The organism is Rhodoferax mekongensis (assembly GCF_032191775.1).
Taxonomy (GTDB): Bacteria; Pseudomonadota; Gammaproteobacteria; order Burkholderiales; family Burkholderiaceae_C; genus Allorhodoferax; species Allorhodoferax mekongensis.
The window spans coordinates 3,830,474-3,852,318 of record NZ_CP132507.1 but is presented as its reverse complement, the minus strand read 5'-3'; the positions used below and the strand labels follow the sequence as shown (position 1 = coordinate 3,852,318).

18 protein-coding genes are annotated in these 21,845 nt (G+C 62.7%); 13 read left to right on the top strand and 5 right to left on the bottom strand.

What is annotated here, in order from left to right:
• The first annotated feature begins 28 nt into the window (after positions 1-28).
• From RAN89_RS18415 to RAN89_RS18405, 3 genes are read left to right on the top strand one after another with little or no spacing between them, the layout of a single operon-like run.
• Positions 29-2,065, top strand: a complete 2,037-nt coding sequence (locus RAN89_RS18415; RefSeq protein ID WP_313867662.1) for an ATP-binding protein — start codon at positions 29-31, stop codon at positions 2,063-2,065.
• A 35-nt stretch (positions 2,066-2,100) separates the two neighbouring features.
• Positions 2,101-3,030, top strand: coding sequence for a 2-hydroxyacid dehydrogenase (locus RAN89_RS18410; RefSeq protein ID WP_313867661.1), 930 nt, complete (start codon positions 2,101-2,103; stop codon positions 3,028-3,030).
• A 5-nt stretch (positions 3,031-3,035) separates the two neighbouring features.
• Positions 3,036-3,713 carry a nitroreductase gene (locus RAN89_RS18405; protein WP_313867660.1) on the top strand — a complete coding sequence of 226 codons (678 nt, stop codon included), beginning with the start codon at positions 3,036-3,038 and terminating at the stop codon, positions 3,711-3,713.
• Here RAN89_RS18405 and RAN89_RS18400 read toward each other — a convergent pair.
• The 5 genes from RAN89_RS18400 to RAN89_RS18380 are packed head-to-tail and all read right to left on the bottom strand — an operon-like array spanning position 3,710 to position 8,186.
• Positions 3,710-4,894 carry a thiolase family protein gene (locus RAN89_RS18400; RefSeq protein ID WP_313867659.1) on the bottom strand — a complete coding sequence of 395 codons (1,185 nt, stop codon included), beginning with the start codon at positions 4,892-4,894 and terminating at the stop codon, positions 3,710-3,712. The two genes, RAN89_RS18405 and RAN89_RS18400, sit on opposite strands and share 4 nt — an antisense overlap.
• A complete protein-coding gene (locus tag RAN89_RS18395; RefSeq protein ID WP_313867658.1) occupies positions 4,873-6,288 on the bottom strand; it encodes an AMP-binding protein in 1,416 nt (471 codons plus the stop codon). Before RAN89_RS18395 ends, RAN89_RS18400 begins: the two co-directional genes overlap by 22 nt.
• The gene (locus RAN89_RS18390; protein ID WP_313867657.1) at positions 6,288-6,854 is read right to left on the bottom strand and encodes a biotin transporter BioY; all 567 of its coding nucleotides are present in this window, start codon (positions 6,852-6,854) and stop codon (positions 6,288-6,290) included. Before RAN89_RS18390 ends, RAN89_RS18395 begins: the two co-directional genes overlap by 1 nt.
• 4 nt (positions 6,855-6,858) lie before the next feature.
• The gene (locus RAN89_RS18385; RefSeq protein WP_313867656.1) at positions 6,859-7,476 is read right to left on the bottom strand and encodes an energy-coupling factor transporter transmembrane component T family protein; all 618 of its coding nucleotides are present in this window, start codon (positions 7,474-7,476) and stop codon (positions 6,859-6,861) included.
• A gap of 2 nt (positions 7,477-7,478) precedes the next feature.
• Entirely contained in the window at positions 7,479-8,186 is a 708-nt protein-coding gene (locus tag RAN89_RS18380; RefSeq protein WP_313867655.1) for an energy-coupling factor ABC transporter ATP-binding protein, read from the bottom strand.
• A gap of 143 nt (positions 8,187-8,329) precedes the next feature.
• On the opposite strand from RAN89_RS18380, the gene RAN89_RS18375 reads away from it, so the two are divergent.
• The 10 genes from RAN89_RS18375 (at position 8,330) to RAN89_RS18330 (ending at position 21,844) form a co-directional block, all read left to right on the top strand.
• Entirely contained in the window at positions 8,330-9,238 is a 909-nt protein-coding gene (locus RAN89_RS18375; RefSeq protein ID WP_313867654.1) for a hydroxymethylglutaryl-CoA lyase, read from the top strand.
• Between the two features lie 23 nt (positions 9,239-9,261).
• Positions 9,262-10,020, top strand: coding sequence for a YbaK/EbsC family protein (locus RAN89_RS18370; RefSeq protein ID WP_313867653.1), 759 nt, complete (start codon positions 9,262-9,264; stop codon positions 10,018-10,020).
• 44 nt (positions 10,021-10,064) lie between these two features.
• Entirely contained in the window at positions 10,065-10,721 is a 657-nt protein-coding gene (locus RAN89_RS18365; protein ID WP_313867652.1) for a 2-hydroxychromene-2-carboxylate isomerase, read from the top strand.
• 193 nt (positions 10,722-10,914) lie between these two features.
• Entirely contained in the window at positions 10,915-12,651 is a 1,737-nt protein-coding gene (locus RAN89_RS18360; protein WP_428983790.1) for an MFS transporter, read from the top strand.
• Positions 12,652-12,746: 95 nt separating this feature from the next.
• Complete coding sequence (locus RAN89_RS18355) at positions 12,747-12,935, top strand: hypothetical protein (protein WP_313867650.1); 189 nt, start codon at positions 12,747-12,749, stop codon at positions 12,933-12,935.
• An 84-nt stretch (positions 12,936-13,019) separates the two neighbouring features.
• Positions 13,020-13,520: a hypothetical protein gene (locus RAN89_RS18350; protein WP_313867649.1), complete on the top strand. Its 501-nt coding sequence runs from the start codon at positions 13,020-13,022 to the stop codon at positions 13,518-13,520.
• 46 nt (positions 13,521-13,566) lie between these two features.
• A complete protein-coding gene (locus tag RAN89_RS18345; protein WP_313867648.1) occupies positions 13,567-20,130 on the top strand; it encodes an excinuclease ABC subunit UvrA in 6,564 nt (2,187 codons plus the stop codon).
• A 103-nt stretch (positions 20,131-20,233) separates the two neighbouring features.
• Positions 20,234-20,926, top strand: coding sequence for a hypothetical protein (locus RAN89_RS18340; protein ID WP_313867647.1), 693 nt, complete (start codon positions 20,234-20,236; stop codon positions 20,924-20,926).
• Positions 20,927-21,044: 118 nt separating this feature from the next.
• Positions 21,045-21,530 carry a Spy/CpxP family protein refolding chaperone gene (locus RAN89_RS18335; protein WP_313867646.1) on the top strand — a complete coding sequence of 162 codons (486 nt, stop codon included), beginning with the start codon at positions 21,045-21,047 and terminating at the stop codon, positions 21,528-21,530.
• A gap of 5 nt (positions 21,531-21,535) precedes the next feature.
• Positions 21,536-21,844, top strand: coding sequence for a hypothetical protein (locus RAN89_RS18330; RefSeq protein ID WP_313867645.1), 309 nt, complete (start codon positions 21,536-21,538; stop codon positions 21,842-21,844).
• Position 21,845 lies beyond the last annotated feature (1 nt).

Sequence of the window (21,845 nt, the reverse complement as noted above, 5' to 3'; positions counted from 1 at the left end):
TACACGCGTCATTGAAAGAAAGAAACCCATGTTCACCAAAATTCTCATCGCCAATCGTGGAGAAATTGCCTGCCGCGTGGCCGCCACCGCTGCGCGGCTAGCTATCAAAACCGTAGCGGTTTATTCCGATGCGGATGCGCATGCCAAGCATGTTGCGGCGTGTGATGAGGCGGTGCACATCGGGGGCAGCGCACCGAAAGACAGTTACCTGCGCTGGGAGCGCATCATCGAAGCGGCCCAGGCCACGGGCGCGCAGGCCATTCACCCCGGCTATGGGTTTCTGAGCGAGAACGAAGAATTCGCCAACGCTTGCGCTGCCGCGGGTCTGGTCTTCATCGGGCCGCCTGCCAGCGCCATCCAGGCCATGGGCCTGAAGGCCGAGTCCAAGCAGCTGATGGAAAAGGCCGGTGTGCCGTTGGTGCCCGGCTACCACGGCAAGGACCAAGACCCCGCCATGTTGCAGCGCGAGGCCGACCGCATCGGCTACCCGGTGCTCATCAAAGCCAGCGCAGGTGGTGGTGGCAAGGGCATGCGCGCGGTGGACAAGTCAGAAGACTTTGCCGACGCGCTGGCATCGTGCAAGCGCGAGGCGATCAACAGCTTTGGCGATGACGCGGTGCTGATTGAGAAATACGTGCAGCGACCGCGCCATATCGAGATTCAGGTGTTCGGCGACACCCAGGGCAACTATGTCTACCTGTTCGAGCGCGATTGCTCGGTGCAGCGCCGCCACCAGAAGGTGTTGGAAGAGGCTCCCGCGCCAGGGATGACGCCCGCATTGCGCGCCCAGATGGGCCAGGCCGCCGTGGAAGCCGCCCGTGCCGTGAACTACGTGGGCGCTGGCACCGTGGAGTTCATCGTGGAGCAGCCCGGCGGCTACGAGCACCCCGAGGCCATGAAGTTCTATTTCATGGAGATGAACACCCGCCTGCAGGTGGAGCACCCGGTCACCGAGGCTATCACCGGCCTCGACCTGGTGGAGTGGCAGTTGCGTGTGGCCAGTGGCGAGCCGCTGCCTTTGCACCAGGACCAATTGCAGATCCACGGCCACGCCATCGAGGCCCGCATTTGCGCCGAGAACCCCGATAACAACTTCCTTCCTGCCACCGGTTCATTGCAGGACTATGGTTTGCCGCCCCATGCGAGCTTCACGCGTGCAGAGCGCGGCGTGCGGGTGGACTCCGGCGTGCGCGAGGGCGATGCCATCAGCCCGTTCTACGACTCCATGGTGGCCAAGCTGATCGTGCATGGTGCCACCCGTGAGGAGGCACTGGCCCGATTGGACGCAGCCTTGGCGCAGACCCACATCGTGGGCCTGGCGACCAATGTGCAGTTCTTGCGCCACGTGACCACTAGCGCTTCGTTTGCAGCCGCCCAACTGGATACGGCGCTGATTCCGCGCGAAGCAAGCGCCTTGTTCCATCAGGATAAGGTGGGCTTGCCACTGGCCGCGGCGGCACTGATTGCCCACACATTGCAGACGGGATCACGCCAAGCCGCACAAGCCGATGCGCGCGGCTGGCAAGACCCTTGGGCGCAGCGCGATGGTTGGAAGTCCCACGGCGCTCAGGTGCGCAGCTTTGCACTCGAATATGCCGGCGCGCCCCACACCGCCCTGTTGCGCACAATGCGTGGCGGCGCGCTGGAGCTGACGGTGGACGGGCAGACGTACCCGCTGCAATGGTCGGCGCAAGGCGAAGCCTTGGATGTGCGCGTCGGCGAGCAGCGCAGCTTGTTGCATGTGTATGGAAATGGGCCTCTGGCGCACGTATTCACTGCGCGAGGCGCTACACAAATCATAGCGATTGATGCGTTGGCCCATGCTGGTGATGCACAGGCTGAAGGCGGCCGCCTGACCGCGCCCATGCCCGGCAAAGTGGTGTCGTTTGCAGTGAAGGCGGGCGATGTCGTCAAAAAAGGTCAGGCCCTCGCCGTGATGGAGGCCATGAAGATGGAGCACACCATTGCCGCGCCGGCCGACGGCACAGTGGATGAACTGCTATTCGCGCCGGGCGACCAGGTGACCGAGGGTAGCGAACTGCTGCGCATGGCGGTCCCCGCTTGAAGGAAGGCGGCCTGCGCTGCGGTGAAAATGCGGGTATGAGTTCTTTGCGCATTACCTACTATTCGGCCGATTACGACGAGGCTACCTGGATCCCCGGCCTTCAAGGCGCCATTCCCGGCGCCGAGGTCTCCCTCTGGCAACCCGGCGCACCGGCGGCGGACTACGCAGTCGTTTGGAAGCCCCCGCAGCAAATGCTGGACGAGCAGCAGGGCCTGAAGGCCATCTTTAACACCGGTGCCGGTGTGGATGCCCTGATGAAGCTGAACCTGCCTGCCGGAGTGCCCGTCATCCGCTTGGACGATGCCGGCATGTCGGTGCAAATGGCGGAGTATGTGTGCCACGCGGTGATCCGCCACTTCCGTGAGTTCGATGGCTACGAGGCCGACATGGCCAACGGCAAGTGGTCTTTCCGCAAGCCGCGCAGCCGGGTGGACTACCCTGTGGGCGTGCTGGGGCTGGGGGTCTTGGGCGAGCGCGTGGCCAAAGCCGTGGCGCAGTTCGATTTTCCGGTGAATGGCTGGAGCCGTTCACCCAAAAATCTGGAAGGTGTGCAGTGCTTCCATGGGGAAGTGCGGCTGAAGGACTTTCTGGCGGCCAGTCGCATCGTGGTGTGCCTGCTGCCTCTCACGCCAGAGACTGACAGCATTCTCAATGCCCGCACACTGGCCCACATCCGCCCCGGTGGTTATGTGATCAACGTGGCCCGTGGTGCCCATGTGGTGGATGCTGATTTGCTCGCCGCCATCGACAGTGGCCATCTTGCAGGTGCCACGCTGGACGTATTCCGCGTGGAGCCCTTGCCCAAACGGCACCCTTTCTGGTCGCACCCCAAAATCACGCTCACACCCCACACCTCAGCGCGCACCCTGCGTTCGGAAAGCATTGCCCAGATCGCCCGCAAGATTGCAGCGCTGCAAAGCGGGCAGTCGGTGGCAGGGTTGGTGGATGCTGGGCGGGGCTACTGAGCGGCATGTCGGACCTCGACGCCTTCACCGCTTTGGCGCGCGCCCGCACTTCGGTGCGCGGCTTTACCGACCAGCCGGTGCCTGATTCCCTGTTGCATGAGTTGCTCGTCAATGCGCGTTTGGCGCCCAGTGGTGCCAACCTGCAGCCGGGCAGTTTCATTCAGGTGCGTGGCGCGGTGCGCGAGGCCCTGTCGCAGGCCATGTCTGGTGCTTACCGCGAAGGCAGCGCCGAGGCCGAGGACTACAGCTACTTCCCCGACCCCATGCCCGGCCATTTGCGCCGCCGGCAAGTGGCCGCGGCCCGAGCCCTTTACGACAGCATAGGCATTGCCCGTGAGGACCGCGCCGGGCGCGACCAGCAGTTTGAGCGCAACTTCCGTTTCTTTGATGCACCGGTGGCGCTGGTCGTGACCATCGAGCGGGGTTTGGGCAGCGGCAGCTTCATGGATTTGGGCATGGCGCTGTACGGCCTGTTGTTGGCGGCGCAGTCCCGCGGGTTGGCCAGCTGTGCCATTGGCGCGCTGGCGTCGTACCCCGGTCTGGTGCGCGAGCATCTGGGGCTGGGGCCGGAGAGCCATGTCGTGTGTGGCGTGGCCCTGGGGTACGCTGATGAAGCGGCTCCGGTCAACCGCACGCGCACCAGCCGCATCGACGTGGACAGCTTTTTCAAAGTGGTCGGCTAAGCCGTTTCGCCTAGCCACTCCACTACCGTCGCAGCGCCAATGCCGCCTGCGCCGGCCACCGCCGCCAAGCCCAACGCACACGGGCGGCCCAGGCGCTGCAAATCCGCCAACACCCGCACCAAGGCAATGGCGCCTGAAGCGCCGATGGGGTGGCCCCGCGCGATGCCTCCGCCCAGCCGGTTGATGGAGTCCGGGCTCAGACCCAAGGCCGCGCAATACGAGAGTCCTTGCACGGCAAAGGCATCGTGCAGCTCGATGACCTCACAGTCACTGGCGTTTTGCAGGTTCGCACGTTGCAACACCGCCCGCGTGGCCGCTTCGGCCGCCAAGAGCGGCATGGCGGGGTCCAGGCCTACCGACGCGCTGGCGCGCCATTGGGCAGCAGGCCGTACGCCATGTTTGCAGGCTGCGGCTTCCGTCATCAGCAGCACCATGGCCGCACCATCGGCGCGGGTGGAAATGGCCAGGGTGCTGACGGCGCAGTCCAAGGGGGCTATGCCTGCATCTGTCTGAGCGCCCACCGCTTGCACCGGCAGCCGGGCAACCGCAGCAGGACGCATGGCGCGCGGGTAGGCATCCCAATGCAGGCCCGCCACGGGCACGATTTCAGTTGCCTGCAGCTCGCGGTGCGCCAAAGCCCGCTCGTGGCTGTGCAGGGCGTAGGCGTCTTGCTGGGCCCGGCTGATGTGGTGGGTCGCTGCAAAGTCCGCAGCCGCTTGCAGCAAGTCGGGGTCGCGCGCCGGTTCAGGGGCAAAAGCGGGACGCTCGTAGGGTGATGTGGGATCGCCGGCCACCAAGGGGCGGTGCTGCCGTATGGGCGCGCGGCTCCAGGCTTCGACACCCCCAGCCACCACGACGTCGGCCTGGCCGCTGGCGAGCAGCCCGGCGGCAATAGCTACTGCATCCAGTCCGGCGCAGCATTGGGTGTCAACAGAAAACGCAGCGCAGCGGTCCGGTAGCCCGGCAGCCAGTGCCACCATGCGTGCCGGGTTGCCGCCTGCGCCCAGCGCATTGCCCATGACCACGGCATCCACCGCGCTGGCCGGTATGCCGGCACGCTCTAGCAGTGCTTGCAGCACTGGGGCACCGATCTCATGAGCATGCAAATGACGGAACGCGCCTCCGTGCGGCGCGACCGCGCTGCGGGCCCACGCAGCGATCAACGCAGCGGTGTCAGGCATGGCGCGGCCTCGTGCAGGGGAGAGGGCAAGTTGCGGCTCAGGGCCGGGTGGTCCGTCTTGCCGCTGGCCGTAAATGCCCAATCAGCGTGCACCCAAAGTTGGCGCGGTACCTTGAAGGCTTCGAGCCGGCTGCGACACCAGTTTTGCAGGGCATGCAGGTCGGCGCGTTCACTGCCCGTTGCCCACTGGATGATGGCCACGATCTGCACACCGCGCTGGGCATCCGGCAGCCCATGCACCGATGCGCGGGCCACGGCGGGGTGGGCTTCCAGTACGGCTTCCAGTTCTTCGGGGAACAGTTTTTTGGCCATGGTGACCAGCATGCGGCTTTCGCGTCCGGCCACCCACAAGCGGCCTTGCGCGTCCAGGTGACCCAGGTCGCGCACGCAGACCCAGTCACCATCGCGCAGAGCGGCGGTGTGGTCGTGGGCCGCGCCCACGTAGTCCATGAACACCATGGGGCTGCGGACATAGATCAGGCCGTCCGGACTGTCCGGCGTGGCCCCACGCACATCCAGCTCCACGGTATCGAACGGACGCCCCACCACTTGGTCGGGCAGGTCAGGGTGGGATTCGGTCCAAGCGATAAAGCTGGTCTCGGAGGCACCATAAAACTCGATGATGTGCGCCTGGGGAAACAGCGCTTGCAAGTCCGGAGTGCGGCTGCGCGTCCAGCGTGCGCCGCTGATCAAAATGAGCCGCACGCCACGCACGGGAGGCAGTTGCCGGTGGGCGGCCCACTCCAGCATCAGCAGCAACTGGCTGGGCACCGCCACCAGGCAGGGTGTTTGCCCCGTGGCCAAGGTGGCCAGCGCTGCAGAAGCCGAAAACTGCTCTTGCACCACCACGCCTGCGCCCGTCCACAAGCCCAGCAACATGCCGAAGAGAAACAGCGAATGTGAATCCCGACCCGGTGCGAGGATGCGGGTGGAGGCAGCGTCGCCAAAGGTGCTCAGGCACAGCGCGAAGCTTTCCGTCCAGGAATGGTGATGACGCCGGAAGCCTTTGGGCAGGCCGGTGCTGCCGGAGGTGAAGCCGGTGTAGAAAGGACTCAGCGGGGTAGGTGCGGCACTGTCGCAGGGCGTATCAGGCAGATTGGCACGCACGGCAGTCAGCACCGCCTCGGGCCAGGCCGGGTCGCTCACGGCAGCACAACGGCCGCTGGCAATCGTGCCCAAGAAAGCGGTCAAGCGTTGCAGCAGCGGCAGGCCGCTGTCTTGCAACACAGTGGCTGGTGCGCGGGAGCGAGACAAAGCCTCCGCATGGGCTTGTACCCGCTGAGCCAACTCCGCGAAAGTGATGTTTCCGGCCTCGCTCTGGATGGCGAGTGCCGTTCCCCGGTCCCGGGCCCAGCGGACCAGCCGGCTGTGCACCAGCTCCGGGGTTTCAGGCATCAGGCGCCTTGCTTGCCGAATTTCCAGTCGGGCAGGCCGCGCGCCACGGTGTGGCACACCACGGCGGTGAGCACGCACTTGATCAGGTCACCGGGCACGAACGCGCTGGTGGCGATCAAAGCTTGGGTGAAGCTCATGCCGGCGATTTTCATGAGACCGACTACGCCACTGGCGTGGATCACCAAGAGGCCGCCGATGGCTGAGGCTACAAAGGCACTCAGGGCAACACCGCGTGGCGAGCCGGCGGGCAGCGCGCGCATGACCAGACCTGCGACGAAGGCGCCCAAGGGCCAAGCCAACAGGTAGCCGGCCGAGGCCTTCATGAACACATCGAGTCCGCCGCGACCGCCGGAGAGCAAGGGCAGGCCGATGGCTACAGCCACCAGGAACAACACCAGTGCGCGCAGCGCCAGGCGGGGGCCCAGCAGGCAACCGGCAAGCATCACGCCCAGCGTTTGCAAGGTGATGGGAACGCCAAAAGGCAGGTCGATTTTGGGGATCAAGCCCAGCACCGCCATGAGGGCGGCAAACAGGGCGACGAGGGCGATGGAATGGTTACGTTGCATGGGGCTATTGTCGCGGTTTTGAGGTGGGCGGCTCGCCCAATCGGACGTCGAGTGTATCTGCGACCCTCCGTGCCGTTTGCAACATCTGGATGGTCAGCGGAGCCAGCAACCGGAAGCCACCGCCCTTGCCGGTGCGCAAACGGTAAGAGTCATCCAGACGGTTCCAGACCACAAAAAAATATTCAATAAAACGCAGCATCAGGGCAAGTTGCAGTGCAAATCGATCTGCGCGGATGCCGAAGCGTTGGAGTGGCGTCAGCAGGCGCTCCAGCACGTCCTGCAATTCGCCGCTGCTGGTGGTCAGGGTGAGGGCAATGCTCAGCAAGCACGCGCTGGCCATGCGCAGTACGCTGACTACGCCCACATCCATTTGCTGCAGTACGGCGTGAAATGCCAGCACCAATACCAAGGTGAATAGCAAGGCCCGTAGGGGTTTGAGCCCTTGCCTCATCGCTTGCCCCAGTGAAAGGTAGACCAAGCTGCACAGCACTCCCGCCACGCCGAGATGGGTCATGGATGAAAGCCGGAAGATGGCTGCGCACACGACCACCAGCAGGCCCAACTTCCAACCGGCGGGCACGGCGTGCAGCCAGGTGCGGTGTTCGCTGTAAAGGCTGCCCATGTTCAGCGCGTCAAGGCAGTGCGCGCCGCAATGCGGGCGGCTACATCAGCGCGGTACGCTGCGCACACCGCTTCGGCGTCGCCGTCGGCACGCACCCGGCCAGAGTCCAGCCAGATGACGCGATCAAAGTCGCGCAAATGCTCCAGCACGTGGGTGGAGACGATGATCTGCTGCGATGCCCGCGCCATGTCCTCGTGCAGCAAGGCCTGGCCCGGCAGGTCCAGGCTCGCAAAGGGTTCGTCCAGCAGGATCAATGCCGGTTGGCACAGCAGGATCGCCAGCCAGCAGACATGCTGGCGCTGCCCTTGGCTCAGGCTGCTGATGGCGCGTTCGGCCCAGGCTTCCAGTCCGCGGGTGGCGAGGAAAGCGCGGGCTCGGGTGATGGCCTCGCGCCGCGTCAAGCCGGTGGCCGTCAGACCCAGCGCCAGCTCTTCTTGCACCGTGGGAAAGACGATCTGGTCGTCCGGGTTCTGGAACATCATGCCCACGAGATTGGGCCGCTGGGCGTTGATGCGGAATGCTTGCAAGCCCTGCACGGTGACGCTGCCACTTTGCGGCGCCTCCAGTCCGCAGGCCATGCGGAACAGGCTGCTTTTGCCGGCGCCGTTGTCGCCAATGAGCCCGATGCGGGGCTCATTCAGTTGCAGAGTCAGGCCGTCGAACACCGGGGTGATTCCCCGCGTCAGGACGGCGTTGGAGATGCTTAACAAAACGGGCGCCTCTTAAGTGCCCCGGATGGGTGCTCCGGGAAAAGCCTGTGACTATAACAATGCCTCTACCCAGGCCCTCCGGGGTGGCTTGCGGGTTCGCGGTTTAATACAAGGCTTCGCGTTTGAAACTCTGAGTACGCCCCATGAACACTCCCTCCCGCGTCAAGATCATCGACGTCGGCCCGCGCGACGGGCTGCAAAACGAAAAGCAACCGGTGCCAGCCGCCATCAAGGTCGAGCTGGTGCACCGCTTGCAGGATGCCGGCCTCAAGGAAATTGAAGTCACCAGTTTTGTGAGTCCCAAATGGGTGCCGCAAATGGGCGATAACGCCGAAGTGATGGCGGGTGTGCAACGCCGCGATGGCGTGCGCTACTCGGTGCTCACGCCCAACATGAAGGGCTATGAGGCGGCGGTGCTGTCCCGACCCGACGAGATCGTGGTGTTTGGCGCTGCGAGTGAAGCCTTCAGCCAGAAAAACATCAACTGCTCGATCGAGGAGAGCATTGAGCGCTTCCGCCCGGTGGCCCAGGCAGCCAAAGAAGCCGGGATCGCAGTGCGGGGCGCAATCTCCTGCGCGGTGGGTTGCCCGTATGAAGGCGACATCGCGCCCGAACGTGTGGCGCTGGTAGCCCAACTGATGCGCGACATCGGTGTGGAGCACGTGGGCGTGGCCGACACCATTGGCGTGGGTACTCCGGTCAAGGTGCAGCGCGCCTTGGAAGCCACATTGCAGTACTACACCGTGGACCAGGTTTCCGGCCATTTCCACGACACCTATGGCATGGCGCTGGCCAACACGCTGGCGTCGCTGGAGCTGGGTATCTGGCACTTTGATACCTCGGTGGCCGGATTGGGCGGCTGCCCCTATGCCAAGGGAGCCACCGGCAATGTGGCTTCTGAGGACGTGGTGTACATGCTGCACGGCATGGGTATAGAAACCGGCATCGACCTCGACAAGCTGATTGACGCGGGCCAATTCATCAGCGATTTTCTGGGCCGCAAGCCGCATTCGCGTGCGGCCAATGCGCTGCTGTCCAAACGCTTGGGCTAGTTAAAAAGATGTGTGGAGCTGAATTGACGGAATTACCTGAAGGCGTGCAGCGCGTAGCGGCTGCATTGCAAGAAAAAAACCATCCCCATGGCCCTGTGATGTTGGATGGTGCTGCGCGTACCGCTCAGCAGGCCGCAGACGCGCTAGGCGTGGCGGTGGGTCAGATTGCCAAGAGCATCATCTTCAAGCGGGTTGCTGATGAGGCGGCTGTGCTGGTCGTGACCTCCGGCGACCGGCGTGTGGACGAAGCCAAGGTAGCCGCGCTGGTGGGGCCACTGGCGCGGGCGAATGCGGCGTTTGTGAAGGAGCGCACCGGCTTTTCCATCGGCGGGGTGAGCCCGGTGGCGCATGCCATGCCCGGTGTCACCTTGATTGACCGCGAGCTATTCCGCTTCGAGCAGGTGTGGGCCGCAGCCGGCCACCCGCATGGGGTGTTCCAGTTGCATCCGCAAGACCTGGTGGCGCTGACAGGGGCACCGGTGGCTGATGTGGTGGAAGCGCCGGAGGAAGAAAACGTGCTGGATACCCTTGCGCGTGAAAATGCTATCAAAACGCTAGCTGCTCGCGCAATATCCGTGGGCGCCATGGCCGAAAACATTCCTAGTCCCTGTGTGAATGTGTGCCGCATGGACACGGGCAGTGGCCTGTGTGAAGGGTGCTTCCGTACTATCGAAGACATTCGCGAATGGGGCCGCAGCGACGATGCCGCCAAAAAGGTGATGTGGGGCCAGATCACCGAGCGTTTGCGCCAGACGCACCCGGAAGCTTTTGTTGAAGCCTAGTCAACACCCTTCAGCCTGACAAACTACCCACATCCGGAGCCCGCATGAAACACATCACGTTTTATCTGGATTTCATTTCTCCCTACGCTTATCTCGCGTTTGAGGAGTTGCCTGTCGCGCTCATGGGGCTGAGCTACAGCGTGCGCTACAAGCCCGTGTTTCTGGGCGGCTTGCTCAAGCACAACGGGGTGCTGGGTCCGGCTGAGGTGCCGCCCAAGCGGGCCTGGATTTACCGCCATGTGCAGTGGCTGGCGCAGCGGCAGGGTGTGGAGCTGGCTTTTCCCGCCATGCATCCTTTCAACCCGCTGGGTTTGCTGCGGCTGGCCATTGCGACACAGGCCCAGGGCTTGCCCAATCGCTATGTGTGCGAGACCTTGTTCAAACATGTGTGGACAGGGGGAGCCGATGCGGCGGATGCTGCGCGGCTTCAGGCCGTGACGGCCTTGCTGGCTCCCGGGCGCGAACCGGGTGAGGACAGCGTGAAAGCGCAGCTCAAAGCCCATAGTGATGAGGCCATTGCGCAGGGCGTGTTCGGCGTGCCGAGCTATGAGGTTGACGGCAAGGTGTTTTGGGGCTTGGATGCCTTGCCCATGCTGCGCGCCTACCTAGAGGGCGACGCCTGGTTGGCTGACAACGACGCTGACAAACGCTGGAATGCCGTGCAAGCCATTCCCTCGGGTATACCCTCGCGCACGGCCTGATTTGCCGTGATGTGAAAAGCCCCTGCAGGGTTAAACCCTATTCTGTCAGAGGGGCGTCAGTTTGGCGCAAGCCTGCGTTGGTTTCGCGTCAGAGCAGGGTCAGTGGGTACTCCAAGAATACGTTCAAGCCTTCATGTCGAGGGCTGAACATAATGATTGGAGAGACAACATGGCAAACGCAGCCCCACGGCCGATGTCTGCGGAAGAGAAGAAGGTTATCTTCGCTTCCTCACTCGGCACTGTTTTCGAGTGGTACGACTTTTACCTGTACGGTTCTTTGGCAGCCATCATTGCCAAGCAATTCTTCAGCGGTCTGGACGAAGGTTCTGCCTTCATTTTTGCGCTGTTGGCGTTTGCCGCCGGCTTCATCGTGCGTCCCTTCGGCGCGCTGGTGTTCGGCCGTTTGGGCGACATGATCGGTCGCAAGTACACCTTCCTGGTGACCATCCTGATCATGGGCTTGTCCACTTTCATCGTGGGTATCCTGCCTAACTACGCCTCCATCGGCGTGGCTGCTCCCGTTATCCTGATCGGCCTGCGTTTGCTGCAAGGCTTGGCGTTGGGCGGTGAGTACGGTGGTGCTGCGACCTACGTAGCTGAACACGCTCCTCAGGGCAAGCGTGGTGCTTACACCGCTTGGATCCAGACTACAGCGACACTGGGCTTGTTCCTGTCCCTGATGGTGATTCTGGGTACACGTACCGCTATCGGTGAAGATGCCTTCGCGGATTGGGGTTGGCGCGTTCCGTTCCTCGTGTCCATTCTTCTTTTGGGCATTTCTGTCTACATTCGTTTGAGCATGAACGAATCCCCCGCTTTCACCAAAATGAAAGCAGAGGGCAAAACTTCCAAGGCGCCCCTGTCTGAGTCTTTCGGCCAGTGGAAAAACCTGAAGATCGTGATCTTGGCTTTGATCGGTTTGACTGCCGGTCAAGCGGTGATCTGGTACTCCGGCCAGTTCTATGCCTTGTTCTTCCTGACCCAGGCCTTGAAGGTGGACGGTCCTACCGCCAACATCATGGTGGCGATCTCCTTGATCATCGGCACACCGTTCTTCATCGTGTTCGGTTCCCTGTCTGACAAGATCGGCCGCAAGTGGATCATCCTGGGTGGCTGCTTGTTGGGAGTACTGACCTATTTCCCCGTGTTTGAAGCGTTGACCAAAGCAGCTAACCCTGATTTGTACGCCGCACAGCAGACCGCGAAGGTGACTGTAACTGCGGATCCCGCAGAGTGCTCGTTCCAGTTCAACCCCACGGGCACCAAGAAGTTCACTTCCAGCTGCGACATTGCCAAGCAACGTCTGGCTAGTGCCTCGGTATCGTATGACAACGTGGCAGCGCCTGCTGGTACACCCGCTGTCATCAAAGTCGGCGATACAGTGGTGAACGTGAAATACACCCCCGAGCAAATCGCAGAAGCCAAGGCCAAAGCCGAAGCCAAGCTGGCTGAGCTGTCTGCTGCCAACCCCGTGGACGAAAAAGCCGTGGCTGCTGCCAAGAAGTCTGTGGCTGACCTGAGCAACGAGAAGACCGCCGCCGGTACCCTGTTGGGTTCCAACCTGGGTGCTGCTTTGAAGGCTGCCGGCTACCCCGCCAAGGCTGACATGGCCAAGTTCGACAAGGTCAAGGTTGTCATCATCCTCACCTACCTGGTGTTGTTGGTGACCATGGTGTACGGTCCCATCGCCGCCATGTTGGTGGAAATGTTCCCGACCCGCATCCGCTACACCTCCATGAGCTTGCCCTACCACATCGGTAACGGCTGGTTCGGTGGCTTGTTGCCCACGACTGCCTTCGCTATCGTTGCGCAGACCGGCAACATGTACAACGGCTTGTGGTACCCCATCATCATTGCGGGTGCAACCGTGGTGATCGGTGGCTTGTTCATCAAGGAAACCAAAGACGTTGACATCTACGCCAACGACTGATTTTTGCGAGTGAAGTGAGTTAACGCCCCGGTCTCCAAGCCGGGGCAATTTCCAGGCTCTCCGCTCCGGAGAGCTTTTTTTTTGAAAGAAGTGGTATGTGGAAAATTGCTGTGGGTTTTGCGTTGTTTGCCGGCCTGGCTTTGTACATCCTGAGCAAGGGTGGAGATATTGATATGAGTGGTGAGAAGCACGGCGCTGATGCGACGCACAGCGAAGCTCCCGCAACTGCGGTCTCTGCACCTGCCGCTGCCCCCGCAGCACCTGCTGCCAGCGAAGCCAAATAAGCGTCTCCCGGATAGGGTAAACGAGGGGGCCTGATGGCCCCTTTCGTTCGAGTGGAGCTGCACCGCAGTCCTAAAATGCCACTCATGAAATTCACAAAAACGGAAGTGGGACAAAAAGCGTTCAAAGAGCGTTCGCCCTTGTTTTCGGCCCGCCAACGCTCCGCTTTCATCCTGTTTGACGGTCAAAAGACGGCAGACCAGGTGCTGACCGCGACCGCCGGCATGGGGGTGACCCGGGCCGATGTGGATTACATGGTGGAACAGGGCTTTCTGGCCCCCGTAGCGGGTCAGGTGCCTGCATCGGTGCCTGGGCCTGTCGTTGCGTCGGCAGATGCGGTGGAGCTGGCGGAAGCGTCTGCCAGCCCGGCGCAGCCCGTGAGTGACCGCACGCCCCAAGAGCGATACAGCGACGCGAAGCCGATTGCTACCAAGCTCACGGCGGGCTTGGGCCTCAGGGGTTTCATGTTGAACCTGTCGGTCGAATCCGCCGCAGGGTACGAGGACCTTCTGGCCCTTTTGCCCAAGATCCAGGACGCCGTGGGCACCAAAGCCTGTCGGGAATTGGAGCGTGCCCTGAAAGGGTAACGGTGCGTGCCTAGAATGTCTCTCCCCACCGCAGAGAGCATTCACCATGACCCAGGGCACCATCCGCATTCGCGGGGCGCGACAGCACAATCTCAAGAACCTCGATCTGGACATCCGCACGGGGGAGCTGACCGTGGTCACCGGCCCCAGCGGCTCGGGAAAATCCAGCCTGGTGTTCGACACGCTGTACGCCGAAGGCCAGCGCCGCTACGTGGAAACTTTCAGCGCCTATGCGCGCCAGTTTCTGGACCGCATGGACAAGCCCGCCGTCGACAAGGTTGAGGGTGTCCCGCCTGCGATTGCAATTGACCAGACCAATCCGGTGCGCTCCAGCCGCTCCACCGTGGGCACCATGACGGAGCTCAACGACCACCTCAAGCTCCTGTTTTCCCGCGCGGGTAGCCTGTTTGACAAAGACACTGCGCTACCCGTGCAGCACGATACCCCCGAGACGATTTACACCACGCTGCTGCAGCGCGCCGCTGCCGAAGGTAATCCCCGCTTGGTGCTGACCTTTCCTGTAGAGCTGCCGGGCAACGCCACCCCTGACGAAGTAACCCAGTGGCTGAGCGCCAGTGGCTTCACCCGTGTGCAGGCCGAGCGGGAAGAAGTGCGTGCGCTGAGCCCCGCCGGGCCGCCCCAAGGGGCGAAAGCCCCCAAGGGGGGCAGCGCAGCACGCGAAGCGGCAAGCGTGGGGGCAGTCAAAATTCTGGACGTCGTGGCGGACCGCTTCCGCATCGACGGTGTGGAAAAAGCACGCGTTCTGGAGGCTATTGAGACCTCCCTCAAGCGCGGCAGCGGGCGATTGAACGCTTATGTGTTGAAAGAGGACCTGGCGCCCGTGGATAGTGCGCGAGCAGCTCCTGAAACCATAGCAAACCCAGCGCCTGAGATCTGGCGTTTCTCCACGGGTCTGCACTGCCCTCAGAGCGATATCCGCTACACCGACCCGATTGCGTCCATGTTCAGCTTCAACTCGGCTGTAGGCGCCTGCGACGCGTGCCGGGGATTCGGGAGGGTGGTGGGCGTGGACTATGGGCTGGTCATTCCCAATGACAAGCTCACCTTGCGCGCCGGTGCCATCAAGCCCATGCAGACGCCCGCTTGGCAAGAGTGCCAGGACGACTTGATGCGCCACGCCGAGGCCAGCGGTATTCCGCGCGACACACCTTGGTACAAGCTGACCGCAGAACAAAAGCACTGGGTGCTCAAGGGCTCCCCAAACTGGAACGGCAAGTGGAACCAGCACTGGTTCGGGGTGGACCGGTTCTTTGAGTACCTGGAGACCAAGGCCTACAAGATGCACATCCGCGTGCTCTTGTCCAAGTACCGCAGTTACACAACCTGCCCGACCTGCAATGGCTCGCGATTGAAGACGGAGAGCCTGCTTTGGCGCATAGGCACCAAGGACCAGGCTGACATGGCGCTGGACCCGGCCAAGCGTTTCATGCCCAAGGGCGTGAAGTGGTCTCGTGAGCAGTTGGAAGCGCTGCCCGGCTTGTCGCTACACGATTTGATGCTGATGCCATTGGACCGGCTCAAGCGGTTTTTTGATGCGCTGCAATCCGATTTGGGCATCTTTGGGGGGGCGGAGCCCGGCGTGCCGGCAGGGGCCTCATCAACTCGCTTCGCGAGTAGCAAATCGGCCCCTTCCGGCACACCGGGCTCCGCTTCGCGTTCGGAAGATGTCGCGCCGGATAGCCAAGCCGAAGGCAGGGAAGTGGCGGGTGACGATTTGGCAGTTGCGCAGCAAATGCATGAGGAGCCCGGCGCTTCCCTGCCTGCGGCCCGCCCGGAGAAAACAGCTCCAACCGCCTCCGAGGCCGAGCACAAAACCCTCAAGCTTTTGTTCGAAGAGGTCGGCACCCGGCTCAAATACCTGTGCGATGTGGGCATTGGCTACCTCACTCTGGACCGCCAGAGCCGCACGCTGAGTGGCGGCGAGGTGCAGCGCATCAACCTCACCACCGCATTGGGCACCTCGCTGGTCAACACGCTGTTCGTGTTGGACGAGCCCAGCATCGGCCTGCACCCGCGCGACATGAACCGCATCATCGTGGCCATGCAGCGCTTGCGCGATGCGGGCAACACGCTGGTGGTTGTGGAGCATGACCCGGCGGTGATGCTGGCCGCCGACCGCATGATCGACATGGGCCCCGGCCCGGGTGAGAAGGGCGGCCAAATCGTATTTGACGGTACCACCGAGGCCCTCAAGGGCGCAGACACCATGACCGGCGCCTACCTGGGCGGCCGCAAGCAGGTGGGCATGGGCTTCAAGCGCATGGTCGCACCCAACCACCCGCGCCTGATTCTGGAGGGCGTGACCGAGCACAACCTCAAAAACGTGTCGGTGGAGATTCCACTGCAGCGCTTGGTCTGCGTCACCGGGGTCTCCGGCTCCGGCAAGTCCACGCTGATTCAGGATGTGTTGGCCCCTGCCTTGTTGCGCCACTTCGGAAAAGCCACCGAAACACCGGGCGCCCACACGAGCCTGCTGGGTGCGGAGCAGCTCAGCGACATGGTGTTTGTGGATCAGTCGCCCATCGGCAAAACGGCGCGCTCCAACCCGGTGAGCTACGTGGGCGCGTGGGACGCGATTCGCGAGTTGTTTGCCGGTGCCGCCTTGTCCAGGGAGCGCAGCTACACCGCCGCCAAGTTCAGCTTCAACAGCGGCGATGGCCGTTGCCCTACTTGCGGTGGCTCCGGTTTTGAGCACGTGGAAATGCAGTTCCTGAGTGATGTGTATTTGCGCTGCCCGGACTGCGATGGCAAGCGTTACCGTCCCGAGATTCTGGAAGTGACGATTGAGCGTAAGGGACGGAGCGTCAACGTGGCTGATGTTCTGGAACTTACCGTCAGCGAAGCGGCGGATCTGTTCAGCGCGGACCGCGAGGTCATCCGCGTGCTGCAACCCATCGTGGATGTGGGGCTGGAATATGTGAAGCTGGGCCAACCGGTGCCCACGCTGTCGGGTGGTGAGGCGCAGCGCCTCAAGCTCGCAGGCTTTTTGGCTGAAGCGGCCAAGAGCTCCAGTGCAAGCAAGCAGTTGCTGGCGCGCAAGGGCTCGCTCTTCATGCTGGACGAGCCGACGACCGGTCTGCACTTTGAAGACATCGCCAAGTTGATGCGCGCGCTGCGCAAGTTGCTGGACGCCGGGCATTCGCTGGTGGTGATTGAGCACAACCTCGATGTGATTCGTGCGTCCGATTGGCTGATCGACCTGGGCCCCGAGGGGGGCGATGCGGGTGGGCAGGTGGTGGCGTATGGCACGCCGGAGGACCTGTTGTTGCATCCCACTTCACATACCGGTAAGGCATTGCGGGAATACGCGGCGGCGATGGGTGTGGTGCATGAGGTGGCGGAGTCGTCGGCTACGTTTACTTCTGTTGCTGCGGCGGATGGTCGGGCGCGTGCTCCGGCGGATGGGCTTGCGCCCACGGCCTCATCAACTCGCTTTGCGAGTAGCAAATCGGCCCTAGGCGCGAGCCCATCCGCCTCCGGGGCGGGGGTGGTCGACACGTCGAATTCCATTCGCATCGTGAATGCGAAGGAGCACAACCTCAAGTCTTTGTCGGTGGATATTCCGCGCGGCAAGTTCAGTGTGGTCACTGGCGTGTCCGGGTCTGGCAAATCGACTTTGGCGTTTGACATCTTGTTCAACGAAGGGCAGCGGCGTTACCTCGAATCTTTGAACGCCTATGCCCGTTCCATCGTGCAACCTGCAGGTCGCCCTGAGGTGGATGCGGTGTATGGCATTCCGCCTACGGTGGCGATTGAGCAGCGGCTCTCGCGCGGCGGGCGCAAGTCCACGGTAGGTACCACTACCGAGGTGTGGCACTTCCTGCGCTTGCTTTATGTGAAGCTGGGCACCCAGCATTGCTTCAAAGACGGCGCAGCGGTGGAGCCGCAGTCCGCAGACAGCATTGCGGCCCAGTTGCTCAAGAACTACCGCGGCCAACACATTGGTCTTTTGGCACCGTTAGTGCAAGGGCGCAAGGGCGTGTACACCGAGTTGGCCGACTGGGCGCGACCCAAGGGTTTCACCCATCTGCGGGTGGACGGCAACTTCCTGCCCACCAGTGGCTTCCCGCGGATTGACCGTTTCAAGGAGCACAACATTGAGCTGCCTGTGGCCAGCCTGGATGTAACGCCTGCCAACGAGTTTGCCCTGCGCACCGCGCTGGCGGACGCGCTCACCCACGGCAAGGGCGTGGTCTATGTTCTCAGCGATATTGGCAGCTTGCGGGAGGTGATGGCATCAGGTGAGTCTGCTGCCAATGTGGGCAAGGTGCAGGTGTTTTCCACCAAGCGCGCTTGCCCGGTCTGCGCGACCTCGTATGCCGAGCTGGACCCGCGCTTGTTCTCGTACAACAGCAAACACGGCTGGTGCCCGGACTGCGTAGGCACCGGCGTGGCGCTCACCAAAGAGCAGCGCAAGGTGTTTGACGACTCAGTCAAGGACGATGACAACAAGGGCCGCGAGCAGACCTTTGCCGAAGCCGACATCGAAGACCTGCACGACAAAGCCTGCTCCACTTGCAACGGCACGCGCCTGAATGCCACGGCGCGCAATGTCAAATTTGCTGGTGTGGGCATCACCGACATTGCACGCCTTTCCGTGACCGATGTGCGCCAGTGGGTGCAGACATTGCAATTGGCGGGTGGCATGACGACCCGCGAGGCCGACATCGCCCGCGACCTGGTGCCTGAGATCCGCAGCCGCCTCGAGTTCTTGGAAGAAGTCGGCCTGGGCTACCTCACGCTGGACCGGGGCGCGCCCACACTGAGTGGCGGTGAGGCACAGCGCATCCGCCTCGCAGCGCAGCTGGGTAGCAACCTGCAAGGTGTGTGTTACGTGCTGGATGAGCCAACCATTGGCTTGCATGCGCGCGACAACAAAATCCTGTTGGGAGCCTTGCAAAGCCTGAGTGACAAGGGCAACACGCTGGTGGTGGTGGAGCACGACGAAGACACCATCCGCCACGCGGACCACATCATCGACATAGGGCCGAGTGCGGGCAAACGCGGTGGGCGGCTGGTGGCGCAGGGGTCTATTGCCGATGTGCAGAAGGCTGCGGAGTCTCAGACGGGGCGGTACTTGTTGCATGCGATGAAGCATCCTTTGGCTGTGCGTCGTGGCATGGTGTCGTTTGCGGAGACATTGGCGCTCGACGCGGTAGAGGCGCTTACGCCGGGCGCCTCATACGCTCGCGATGCGAGCTCGAAATCGGCTTCCGGCGCAAGCCTCTCCACCGCGGGTGCGGGTAAGCCTGCGAAGAAGCTCAGTGCCAAAACACAGAAGGCAGCCGTTGAAGCAGCGCGCATTCTGGACAGCGCCGCCGCCAACACGGAGCTAGCAGAACGCACCAAGGTTGCCGCCGAATACGCCGCCTTAGCCGACCGCCGCACCGCCCAAATGTCCGTCGCAGCCGCGGGTAGCCCGGCAGCGGGCGACGATTTGGAGCTCGCAAAGCGAGCGTATGAGGAGCCCGTTGCCGGGCTACCCATGGCGGGTTCAGCAACTACAGCCGCAACGTACAAACCAAAAATCGACTGGCTCACCGTCCACAACGCCACCATGCACAACCTGCAAGGCGTCACCGCCCATGTGCCACTCAAACGCCTGGTGGCCATCACCGGCGTCAGTGGCTCGGGTAAGTCCACCCTGGCGCGCGACGTGTTGTTGGCCAACGTGCAAACCGCCGTGCAAAAGCGCAGCACCAAAGCTGGTCGCGATGCGCTGGAGGCCGGTGAAAAAATCGACTGGCTGGGCTGCGAAGGCGTGACCGGCTATGAATCCATAGACCGCGTGCTCGAAGTGGACCAAACGCCCATCGGCAAAACACCGCGCTCCTGCCCGGCCACCTACATTGGTTTCTGGGACACCATCCGCAAACTCTTTGCCGACACGCTGGAAGCCAAGGCGCGCGGTTATGCGTCCAACCGCTTCAGCTTCAACACCGGCGAAGGCCGCTGCCCCAGCTGCGAAGGGCAGGGCATGCGCACCATCGGCATGAGCTTCCTGCCGGATGTGAAAGTGGTGTGCGAAACCTGCAAGGGCGCCCGCTTCAACCCCGAAACGCTGGCCGTCACCTGGCGGGGCAAAAACATCGGCGATGTGCTGCAAATGGAAGTGGACGAAGCGGTCGATTTCTTTGCCGCCATGCCTGTCATCGCGCATCCGCTACAGCTGCTCAAAGACGTGGGCCTGGGCTACCTGACCTTGGGCCAGCCCTCACCCACACTGAGTGGCGGCGAGGCACAGCGCATCAAGCTGGTCACCGAACTCAGCAAGGTGCGCGACGACGTGGGCAAGCGCGGCAACAAAGTGCCGCACACGCTCTACGTGCTGGACGAGCCTACTGTTGGCCTCCACATGGCTGATGTGGAAAAGCTCATCCATGTGCTGCACCGCCTGGTGAACGGCGGCCATAGCGTGGTGGTGATTGAGCACGACCTCGATGTAATTGCCGAAGCCGACTGGGTGCTGGACCTCGGCCCCGAAGGGGGCAATGGCGGTGGACGGGTAGTGGCCGCCACCACGCCAGAAGATGTGGTCAGGTTGGGCACACACACGGGCAAGGCGCTGGAGGCGGTGCTCGCCCGGTGATTTGTAGCACTTGCTGACAACGGGTAACACATAGCCACCCATGTCAGCACATCCGTGCTTACACTGAAGTCTTTGGTGTCGTAAACGAATGAGAGAGGTTTTTATGGTCCCCACGCTCAAGGCAGCCCGTAGAGTTCTTGTGGCCGGAATGACGGCTTGGGGGATGTTGGCACCCTGGCAGATGCTGCATGCACAGACGTCGAGCACCACCACCACTGCTACTAAATCAACTGCAGCCAACACCAAGCTGGTTGCCGAATACACCCCATGGGCGGGCTCCAAGGCCAATGCAACGGCCTTGATCACCAGTTTGCAAACCGGCAGCACCGTCACGCTGACAGGCTCCGGCACGACCTCTTCCACCAGCTTCACGCCCAGCACCGGCAAGCTGGGGAACGGCGAGGTCAATATTGCTTTGTCTCTTGCCAAGGCGTCGCTAGCCCAACAGGGCATCACCAACCCCACCCCTGCGCAGTTGAGCGCGGCCCTTAACGGCGGCGTGGTTACTTCGCCGACATCTACCACCAGCCTTGCAGGGGTGTTGACCCAGCGTCAGTCCGGTAGTGGCTGGGGCGAGATTGCGCACAGCTTGGGCATCAAGCTCGGTGCCGTGGTCAGTGCCAGCAAGACGGATAAATCCAAGGCGGGCGCTTCCCGCGAGGACCACGCAGGGCACCATGCCGGCAAGACCGGGCATGACACCGGGCGCGATGAGAATGCGGGCAGCAACCGCAGCACCTCGGGCTCCGGCCATGGCGGCGGGCATGGCGGCGGTGGCGGAGGCAGCAAGAAGTAAGCGCGCTGCTTGAAATAAACTGAAACAAACCGCAACCGCCCTGACAACCTGTGTCAGGGCAGCGGCGGCACCATCACGGTCATATTCCAACTACCCGACTGGGTTCAGAAAGACCGTGATGACCAACTTCTTCCTTCGTAGCCATGCCAAACGTACGCTCATCGGTGCCGTGACCGCCCTGGTGCTGGTCGGTGGCCTCGCAGCCTGTGGCCACCGCCCGCATGATTTCGGTGCCAACATGAGCGCCGAGCAATACGCCACCCAGCGCGACAGGATGGTCGACAAATTGGGCGGCAAGCTCGACCTGAACGCTGACCAGAAGAAGCTGCTGGCCTTGGTGGGTGACAAGATGTTCGAGCAGCGTTTGGCCCTGATCGGCCAGACCCAAGACCCGCGCGCTGAAATGAAGGCACTTGTGGCCGGCGACAAATTTGACGCCACCCGCGCCCAGACCCTGATTAACGACAAAACCGCCGCCATCCAGACCAAGAGCCCCGAAGTCATTGCGGCCATGGCCAACTTCTACAACAGCCTGAACCCCGCCCAGCAACAGAGGGTGCGCGACTACATGGACGGTCGCGGTCACTGGTTCAGCCGGGGTTGATCGTCATGGCGCCCGCAACCCTGAGCGCCATTGCAGCACCCTTGCGCGCCTACGGGGCCGTGGTGCTGGAGGGCTATGAAGAACCTCACGCCGAAGTCATGGCCCTGGTGTGGGGCCCGCGCTTTGACCGGGAGCACGCCCTGCGCCTGCTGGAGCGCCGGCCCGGTTACGTGCCCCAGGTGCTGCACGAAGTGCAAAAGGCGGCTGACCTGTTTGACCGGCTGGCCGATGCCGAGCGCGACCGCCTGCGCAGCCTGATCCAGCGCCACCGCAGCCTGCTTTTGGGCGGTGACAATAGGCCCGCAACCCACTGAC

Bases quoted from the DNA above. Each gene is read 5' to 3' on its own strand.
- RAN89_RS18355 (WP_313867650.1), top strand. From the start codon at position 12,747: ATGTGGAAAATTGCTGTGGGTTTTGCGTTGTTTGCCGGCCTGGCTTTG.
- RAN89_RS18330 (WP_313867645.1), top strand. From the start codon at position 21,536: ATGGCGCCCGCAACCCTGAGCGCCATTGCAGCACCCTTGCGCGCCTAC.
- RAN89_RS18360 (WP_428983790.1), top strand. From the start codon at position 10,915: ATGTCTGCGGAAGAGAAGAAGGTTATCTTCGCTTCCTCACTCGGCACT.
- RAN89_RS18375 (WP_313867654.1), top strand. From the start codon at position 8,330: ATGAACACTCCCTCCCGCGTCAAGATCATCGACGTCGGCCCGCGCGAC.
- RAN89_RS18415 (WP_313867662.1), top strand. From the start codon at position 29: ATGTTCACCAAAATTCTCATCGCCAATCGTGGAGAAATTGCCTGCCGC.
- RAN89_RS18350 (WP_313867649.1), top strand. From the start codon at position 13,020: ATGAAATTCACAAAAACGGAAGTGGGACAAAAAGCGTTCAAAGAGCGT.
- RAN89_RS18410 (WP_313867661.1), top strand. From the start codon at position 2,101: ATGAGTTCTTTGCGCATTACCTACTATTCGGCCGATTACGACGAGGCT.
- RAN89_RS18365 (WP_313867652.1), top strand. From the start codon at position 10,065: ATGAAACACATCACGTTTTATCTGGATTTCATTTCTCCCTACGCTTAT.
- RAN89_RS18385 (WP_313867656.1), bottom strand. From the start codon at position 7,476: ATGGGCAGCCTTTACAGCGAACACCGCACCTGGCTGCACGCCGTGCCC.
- RAN89_RS18340 (WP_313867647.1), top strand. From the start codon at position 20,234: ATGGTCCCCACGCTCAAGGCAGCCCGTAGAGTTCTTGTGGCCGGAATG.
- RAN89_RS18405 (WP_313867660.1), top strand. From the start codon at position 3,036: ATGTCGGACCTCGACGCCTTCACCGCTTTGGCGCGCGCCCGCACTTCG.
- RAN89_RS18345 (WP_313867648.1), top strand. From the start codon at position 13,567: ATGACCCAGGGCACCATCCGCATTCGCGGGGCGCGACAGCACAATCTC.
- RAN89_RS18335 (WP_313867646.1), top strand. From the start codon at position 21,045: ATGACCAACTTCTTCCTTCGTAGCCATGCCAAACGTACGCTCATCGGT.
- RAN89_RS18400 (WP_313867659.1), bottom strand. From the start codon at position 4,894: ATGCCTGACACCGCTGCGTTGATCGCTGCGTGGGCCCGCAGCGCGGTC.
- RAN89_RS18390 (WP_313867657.1), bottom strand. From the start codon at position 6,854: ATGCAACGTAACCATTCCATCGCCCTCGTCGCCCTGTTTGCCGCCCTC.
- RAN89_RS18395 (WP_313867658.1), bottom strand. From the start codon at position 6,288: ATGCCTGAAACCCCGGAGCTGGTGCACAGCCGGCTGGTCCGCTGGGCC.